Origin of the sequence: uncultured Gimesia sp. (assembly GCF_937919775.1) — a bacterium.
GTDB lineage: Bacteria > Planctomycetota > Planctomycetia > Planctomycetales > Planctomycetaceae > Gimesia.
The window spans coordinates 1-8194 of sequence record NZ_CALFPF010000411.1 but is presented as its reverse complement, the minus strand read 5'-3'; the positions used below and the strand labels follow the sequence as shown (position 1 = coordinate 8194).

Here is an 8194-nt window from a genome sequence, read left to right as displayed (position 1 = left end):
GACTGGCAACGTGAAAAGATCGGACTCAAATACAATGAAGGCTGGTTAAAGGACATGAATCAGTTTGGCTACAAAAGTGGCAGGTATTGTCCGGTTATCGAATCCGCGGATGCCATCATTGCCTCCTGGGCTAAAGGGAGCAGCGTTCCTCCACTGGCAGTTCAACTTCCGGATACACCGATCAGAAAATATAAAACAGTAGACACCCCGATGATCCCCACTGGCCGCTTGAAGGCCGTGGTCTTGTTTGATCAAAAGTACAAGGAGTATTTCAACATGAAAAACAATAAGCAGCTACTGGAAGTCACCAGCAAGGGGATCATTCACTATGTGATCCATCGACGGGAATGGAAAATTTATAAGGATCTTGTTGAAGAGTAAAAGAGGGGGGACGGTAAATGAGTCTTGGTGTCGTTATTTCTGAAGCTGCCCATATCTGTCTTCTCTGTCTTCAAGGAAAGAGGCAAACCGAAGAAACTGGCGATCACAGCCTGCATGCGAGTATTTCTCACGATCTTGAACGCGATGACGAAAAACAATCAGACATGAAATCATAATCTTCTCTCCTGTTGACAGAATTCAACACAGTCGCTGCCCCTGTCGCAAATGCAGAATGAATTCACGACGTCATTTCGGTAAATCGATTTTCTTCTGTTTCCGTAAAAACTGACTCTTTTGAACCTTGCTGGACAGGCTTTGCAAAAAAGATTACCGGAAAAACATTCTCAAGTCAGGCAGACATCCTTGACAAAACACAGAATCATACGATTCAATATTATATATCTATATCCATTTATCCTCTTTTGTGAGTTTATCGCTTTCAACCATATTCCCGCCACAGTCAGCGGTTGAGAATCATCCTTTGATCAACTGCAACCAATAAGTGTAATCGTGATCGACATTACCGTTTCTTTTTCATTTAACCTTTGGAGATGATCCCATGACAAGAAAGTTAGTGATTGTAGCTGGTTTCGTTGTGTCGGCTTTCGGAATTGTAATTCTCGGTACGAACGCTTCGGCACAAGTAAAGCAAGGCAAAACAAGGCCTGCAGAAACGAAGTATCTGATGCGGGGAATCATGCAACCGAACTGTGCCGGCCTGGGTAAACTGCTCAAAGGCGATGGTCCGGCTGACGACAAGGCTTGGGATACGGCTGCCTGCCATGCAGCCTGCATTAACGAAATGAGTTTCCTGCTGATGTCCGATGGTCGCTGCCCCGATGGCACGTGGGCCGAAGCGGCAAAGACCACACTGCGCGAAGGGAGTGCAGAAACTCTCGCAGCATGCGAAAAGAAAAACCTGGAAGCAGCGAATGCTGCCTTTAAGAAAATGACTCAATCATGTGCAGCCTGCCACAAAGCGCACAAGAAATAACGCCCCCCTTCAAGGACGATCAGTTATAAAGGGGCAGGTCTCTGCTTCATGAGTCCTGTCCCCTTTTTTTCATCAGCCAACCATGCAGGCGATTTTTTCTGAGATCGCGCTGCTCCCCAAATAGGGATCTCTCAGCGTGCATCCGCAGTTCGGGGGCGAGACCTGCCGGCTGATTACTGCTGTAGTTGCTGGATGGTTCCATCCTCCCTGCCACAGATCGCTGCATTCTGCAGAGCTGATCGGTTTGGAAATTCGCAGTCGAGCCCGTCGTAACGGGATGAACCGCCGCGGGACCTGGCTCCCGGCAGGAAGATCGACGGGCATTATTTTTCGTTTTTTCGATAAATTCTCACATTTCGCCGCCAAGAGATTACGAAAAAACCGCTTAAGAGTCTGGATACAACGAATTTAGGCACAAGAATGTGTTTTAAAACGGAGTGCCTGTGTACATAATGAGAGACTCTCGTCTTTTCGTCTTCCGGATTGAGGTCTCTCAGGATTACATAATGCCACTATGTGACTATCAACAGCTGATTAATGATGCATTGAAAGGAAACCGGGATGCCATTGGACAATTACTGGATCGACATCGCCCCTATCTGAAAATGTTAACACAAAGGGCTTTGGCGGGACGGCTGCAGGCGCGCGTCGATGATTCGGATCTGGTACAGCAAACCTGTCTGTCCGCGTTCCAGAACTTTGAGAATTTTGACGGGAAAGATGAAGCACAATTTGTTGCCTGGTTACAAAAAATTCATGATCGCAACGTACAGGATACGATTCGAAAACATGTCGGGGCAAAGAAACGATCCATCATCAATGAAAGGAGCGCAGACGCGGTAGAGAATTACCAGGGCCTGTTTCATCTGCAGAGCCTGAGCCCTTCTCAGAGATTAATGAAAACTGAAGATGCCGTTCGGTTAGCTGAAGCCCTGTCTTCAATCCCGGAAGATCAACGTGAAGCGGTGCGGCTGCGTCATCTCGAAGGCTGGTCCCTGGCGGAGTTAGAAAAACATTTTGAGCGTTCAGAAACGGCTGTGGCATCGTTAATCAAACGCGGGCTCGAAAATTTACGAAAACAAATTAAAACGGAAGAATAATCACAGAGTCTCAAGGTGACAGCGGTCTATTGGAATCGTTTCGACCATTGATACAAGGCGAACCATGTCTCAGCAGAATCAGCTCTTAGCAGACGATCTCGAATCGATTATTGCCAGCTATATGCGGCGCATCGACCAGGGAGAGACCGTCAATCAGCAACAATTTCTTTTGGACCACCCTCACTTGAAGTCTGATCTGGAAGCTTATTTTGCGGATGTCGCACTCATCGAAAAACTGTCGGGACCGGCGGCTTCAGATCTGTTTTCCCCTGTGGACATTGCATTCCATCCCGAGACGGTGACTTTCGATGCGGCGGTTGTTGCTCCCGATTCCGCGCAGCCGGACAAGCAGCAAACCGGTAACGACCATGTGCTCCAGCGGCAATTCGGGCGTTATCAGATTGAGAAAATTCTTGGTGAAGGGGGCATGGGGGCTGTCTATCTGGCTTATGATACAGAGCTCGAACGGCGGGTTGCTTTGAAAGTCCCCAAGATCGAGGATTCCGATTCCTCAGAAGAATTGCTTGAGCGTTTCTATCGAGAAGCACGTGCCGCGGCGACATTAAGGCATCGTGGGATCTGTCCGGTATACGACGTGGGAAGTCATAACGGAATCTCCTACATCGCCATGGCTTATATTGCCGGCATGCCTTTATCCAGCTTGATCACCCGCGGTAAAATCAAGTCGATGAGAAATATCGGCGTTGTCATTCGCAAGCTGGCACTGGCGCTTGAATCCGCACACCAGAATGGCGTGATCCATCGCGACCTTAAACCGGCTAATATTATGGTAGACGAGGACAATGAACCAGTCATTATGGATTTTGGTTTAGCCCGCCAGTTAAATCGAGACGAGGCATCACGCATCACAATGGCGGGCACCATCATGGGCTCACCCGCTTATATGTCTCCCGAGCAGGTTTCAGGAGACATCAATTCGGTAGGCCCTCAAAGTGATATTTATAATTTAGGAGTCATTCTTTACGAATTGCTGACGGGACAGGTTCCTTTCCAAGGCCCTGTGCTGGTCATTATTGGCCAGATCATCGGCACCGAACCCAGTCCCCCCTCTGCGTTAAAGCAGGGCATTGATGGCGAGCTGGAAGCGATCTGCCTCAAAATGATGGCAAAAAAGACAGAAGATCGTTTTCAGTCGATGCAGGAAGTGGTCGATGCGTTGACTGCCTATTTGAAGAGTCCTCGAAAGTTATCTACGCCCTGTCCCCAAAAAACAGAGGATCCGTCGGCGAAAGCCGCTGTGTCCGGCAGTGACGAGGTGGGGCCCGCATTGCGGAACCCGGTAAAAGAATCAAAGGCAGAATGGTCCGGGAATAATCAACGGCGATTCAAACTGTTCGATTTTTTTAATGGCGATTCGTCTCGGACAAAAACCATCTTTGCAGCAGCCCTGCCGGCGTTTTTGCTCTTGGGGGCAATTACGTTGTTGTTCCGCGCGGGAGATCGGACGGTTCAGGTCACGCTAGACGACCCGACAGCCGTCGTGATCATCGATGGGAAAGAAAAAGTGAACTTCGATGGGGAGATGGGCCATGTTGAACTGGAGATTGGTCCGCACGAAGTCACGGTCACCAGGGACGGCGCGGTGATTAAAGGTTGGGATCAATTTAAATTCGAAGTCGAGAAAAATGGGACTCAGCCGCTTGTGATTGAAGTGCTGGATCATGTGGAGCAGCCCCGGGAAGTAAGTGCAGCACCCCGTAAATCAAGTGCAGCAATTGACAAACCTGATCCGGTCCTTTCGCGGCTGTTGGCGATCATGAAGCAGAAGCCGATCCATGTTCAGGAGTTTGATTTTGACCGGGCAGCTCAACGATCGGGTGCCTATGTGACCGCAATTCGTGATGGCCGGATGTTTATAGAGGGAGATCGTGGCTTTACAGATGGGGCATGGCCGTGGGCCGATCATGAGGGTTCCGGACTCATCCAGGTCGATGTGCGAACCACAGCAGGAGCAGGCTGGCTGGTCAATTTCCATAATCAATCCACGGAACTTGGTTTTCTTATCGAATTAAAACATGGCAAAATGAGTCTGCGTCGATCCCTGTTTGGGGCAAAAACGAATTCGTTGATGCCTGCCTACAAGTTACTCAGCGAACGGGCTCCGACTCATGGTTTGAATCAGTTTGACCAGCTGCTTGTTTTGATTGAAGGACGAAAGGTGACCGCTTTTCTCAATGGCAAACAATGCGGCGACCCGGTCATACTGGATTTTGACATCGGAAAGTACCGGGTCTTAGTAGGCGCCTTAAACGACAGCCGCGACCATATTACGAAGGTGGAATACGAACGCATTTTGAAGTTTCCGCTGTTGGATGATACACCACCAGTGGCAGGAGACTGGCGAGACTTGATTTCCGACATCGATGTAAACCGCGACGCCATCAGCGGCAATTGGGAAACAACAGGCAACACACTTCGGATGAATTCCGGAGGATACGAAAATATCCTGCGACTTTCGGCCAGACCGCAGGGTTCATACGAATTGGAATTCGCATTCACACGCCATATTCTTCTCACAGACTCAAAGGCGATCGCATTGGCCTTGCCTGTGGGGAATCGTTCCGTAGATCCGGTATTTTTTGGATGGGGATCAAGAAAAATCAGCGGCCTTTCTACCGTTGGCGGACTTGATCCCAGCGACAGCAGAAGTCCTTGCAGAACGTCAGCATTCGAAATTGAGGAAGGAAAGAGGCACGAAATTCGATTTCAAGTTCTGGTAAAAGGAGCAGAGGCGACGATTACTGCATTTGCTGACGGAATAAAACTCTACTCCTGGCAAGGAGATATCTCCAAACTGAGTAGCGGATTTCAAACGATCACCAAAGATCCCCCGGACACGCTGCTGCTGGTGAGTCATGGCAACGGAAAAACCACATTCCACAAGTTACGCTGGCGCCCCATCGCGGAGAAGTAACATTCTTAAATCAGGGTCAGGTCTCTTTTCTTTCAACCGGCTTTCTGTTAGACTTCTGAAATGCCTAGATCCAAACGAATTTGTCCTGCCGGTGAAGTGTTTCATGTGCTCAACCGGTCCGTTGCGCGGCTGACGCTGTTCGAAAATTCGGACGATTACGCCGCGTTCATGCAGGTGGTTGCGGAGACGTGGCAGAAAATCCCAATACCGATTTTCGCCCTGTCCGTGCTGCCTGACCACTGGCACTTTGTAGTACGTCCCACGACAGATACGCAATTGACGGAATTTTTTCAGCGGCTCACCGTCACCCACACGATGCGCTGCCATGCACACTACGCGACCGGCGGCACCGGTCACCTGTATCAGGGGCGGTTTAAGTCGTTCCCGATACAAGCGGACGACCATTTACTGACAGTCATGCGTTACGTCGAACACAACCCGCTGCAGGCAAAGCTGGTCAAACGTGCCGAGGAGTGGCAGTACGGCTCCGCCTGGGCGCGCCTGCAGAAACAATCCACTCCTGAGTGGCTGACGACGCCTAAAAAACCAACACTGCCGCGACAATGGCGAGCACTGGTCAATAAGCCACAAACCGAGGCAGAACAGGCGGCCGTCAGAAAATGCATCACCCGAGGCACCCCCTTCGGCAGTGATAAATGGATCAGTAACGCGGCAGTCCGCCTCTCGCTCGAAAGCACCACCCGCCCCCGCGGCAGACCCAGAAAAGAATCCTGACCGTCCCCTGTTTATCTTCCGGGCAAATCCGAGCAGCAGACTTTAAGAAACGTTGTTTTGGTGGAACTCTGAGCGGAGGCTGTGTATTGTAGCGGGTTGCCTTTCTTGTAACGCACCGCTTCGCTACACCCAAACCTGATCATAGCCTCAAGATAGCATTTGGATGAATCGCCATGTTACTGACAATCCTTTCTTTTCTGTTCTTCACAGGACTGGTCGCTTTTCTGACCTGGCGGATTACACGCCGCGATGACCACGCCAGCAGCAGTGGCTACTTTCTCGCGGGACGCACGCTGACGTTCCCCTTAATTGCCGGTTCGCTGTTACTTACGAATCTCTCCACCGAGCAGATGGTCGGGCTCAACGGTGCCGCTTTCACGGATGGCCTGTGTGTGATGGTCTGGGAAGTGCTCTGTGTGATCGCATTGGTCTTCATGGCCTGGTTCTTTCTACCCCGTTTCCTGAAAAGCGGAGTCGCCACCGTCCCCGAGTATCTGGGAATTCGTTTCGATCACCAGACTCAGGTCATCACAAACCTGATCTTCCTGGTCGCCTACGTGGGCATTCTGCTCCCCATCATTCTCTACACGGGTGCGACCGGCATGCTTGGTATTCTAGACGTCCCTTCCATGCTGGGCGGCTGGCCGGAATCACTGGGCATCGATGCGCACACGCTGGCGCTGTGGTTGATTGTCTGGTGCGTGGGCATCATCGGCTCGATTTATGCTTTGTTCGGCGGTTTACGAACGGTGGCTGTATCTGACACGATCAACAGCGTCGGCCTGCTGGTGGGCGGTTTTTTAATCACTGGCTACGCACTGTCGATGCTGGGCGGCGAGGGAGGAATTTCCGCCGGCGCCAGTCAGTTGCTGGAAGAACAGAAAACGCGTTTCAATTCCATCGGCGGCCCTACATCGTCGGTTCCTTTCGGCGCCGTCTTCTCGGGCATCTTTCTCTTGAATCTCTTCTATTGGACGACCAACCAGCAGATTATTCAACGTACGCTGGGTGCCAGCAGTCTAGCCGAAGGGCAAAAAGGGGTCCTGTTGACAGGCGCCTTGAAACTGCTCGGACCGCTCTATCTCGTGATTCCCGGCATGATCGCTTTCACGGTGTTTGCAGGGGAAGAGATCAAAGCCGACCATGCCTACGGCCTGCTGGTAAACCGCGTCCTCCCCGCGCCGCTGACCGGATTTTTCGCCGCTGCGATGATCGGAGCAATCCTTTCCAGTTTTAATTCCGCGTTGAACAGTTCCTGTACCTTATTCAGTCTCGGCCTTTACAAAAACGTGCTCCAGCAGGATGCCAGCGAAACAGCGATTGTGAATTCCGGGAAAGTATTCGGCTGGATTGTTGCGATTGTGGCAATGTGTCTCGCCCCTCTGCTGGCGAACACCACCAGCATCTTCGGCTACCTGCAGAAAATGAACGGCATTTACTTCATCCCCATTTTTGCTGTGGTGCTGATCGGCATGTTGACAAAACGCGTGCCTTCGATTGCCGCCAAGGTCGGACTCATTGCGGGTTTCGCCGTGATTGCCATTGGTTACTTCGTATCACCGTTCGATACCATTGTCGCTTCCCTGCACGAATTCCACTTTCTGGGCATCGTGTTCAGCTGGCTGATGATTTTGATGCTGGTCATCGGTGAAATCGCACCCCGCGAAACCGAATTTGTGCAGGAAGACGTGGGCGCCGTGGATATGACGCCGTGGCGACTTGCCAAACCGGCCGGCATCATCCTGATCCTGATCGTATTCACAATTTATATCACATTTGCAAACTTTTCAGTTCTCGCCTCATAAAAGAACTGATATAAAATATGATACACGAGAATTAATGGCGTCAGGCACTAGATGCAGGAGGGGCTAAGCGGGCCTGCTCCTCCTGCATCGATTGCGTTACTCCAGAGAAGCCAAACCGTCATCATGTTTCGTGCTTATCGTGGTCGTAAATAAAAGTGAATTGATCACTCAAGCGGCTTGCCATACACTTTCAATTCATGAATCGACCAGAACAGACCGTGCTGGCCCGTCTGTTCAATCTTCA

General features: G+C 50.7%; 7 protein-coding genes. All 7 read left to right on the top strand.

The window, feature by feature from the left end; genetic code table 11:
* Positions 1–381 (top strand): hypothetical protein (locus tag Q0294_RS11350; protein ID WP_299464963.1); only part of this gene is annotated, 381 nt, incomplete at its 5' end.
* Between the two features lie 17 nt (positions 382–398).
* Entirely contained in the window at positions 399–557 is a 159-nt protein-coding gene (locus Q0294_RS11345; RefSeq protein WP_299464966.1) for a hypothetical protein, read from the top strand.
* A gap of 383 nt (positions 558–940) precedes the next feature.
* Positions 941–1375, top strand: a complete 435-nt coding sequence (locus tag Q0294_RS11340; protein ID WP_299464960.1) for a hypothetical protein — start codon at positions 941–943, stop codon at positions 1373–1375.
* A 506-nt stretch (positions 1376–1881) separates the two neighbouring features.
* Positions 1882–2475, top strand: a complete 594-nt coding sequence (locus Q0294_RS11335) for a sigma-70 family RNA polymerase sigma factor (RefSeq protein WP_299464957.1) — start codon at positions 1882–1884, stop codon at positions 2473–2475.
* 64 nt (positions 2476–2539) lie between these two features.
* Positions 2540–5410 (top strand): serine/threonine-protein kinase, encoded by a 2871-nt coding sequence (locus tag Q0294_RS11330; RefSeq protein WP_299464954.1) that lies wholly within the window; start codon positions 2540–2542, stop codon positions 5408–5410.
* A gap of 60 nt (positions 5411–5470) precedes the next feature.
* Positions 5471–6145: a transposase gene (locus Q0294_RS11325; protein WP_299464951.1), complete on the top strand. Its 675-nt coding sequence runs from the start codon at positions 5471–5473 to the stop codon at positions 6143–6145.
* Positions 6146–6318: 173 nt separating this feature from the next.
* Positions 6319–7950, top strand: coding sequence for a solute:sodium symporter family transporter (locus Q0294_RS11320; RefSeq protein WP_299464948.1), 1632 nt, complete (start codon positions 6319–6321; stop codon positions 7948–7950).
* Positions 7951–8194 lie beyond the last annotated feature (244 nt).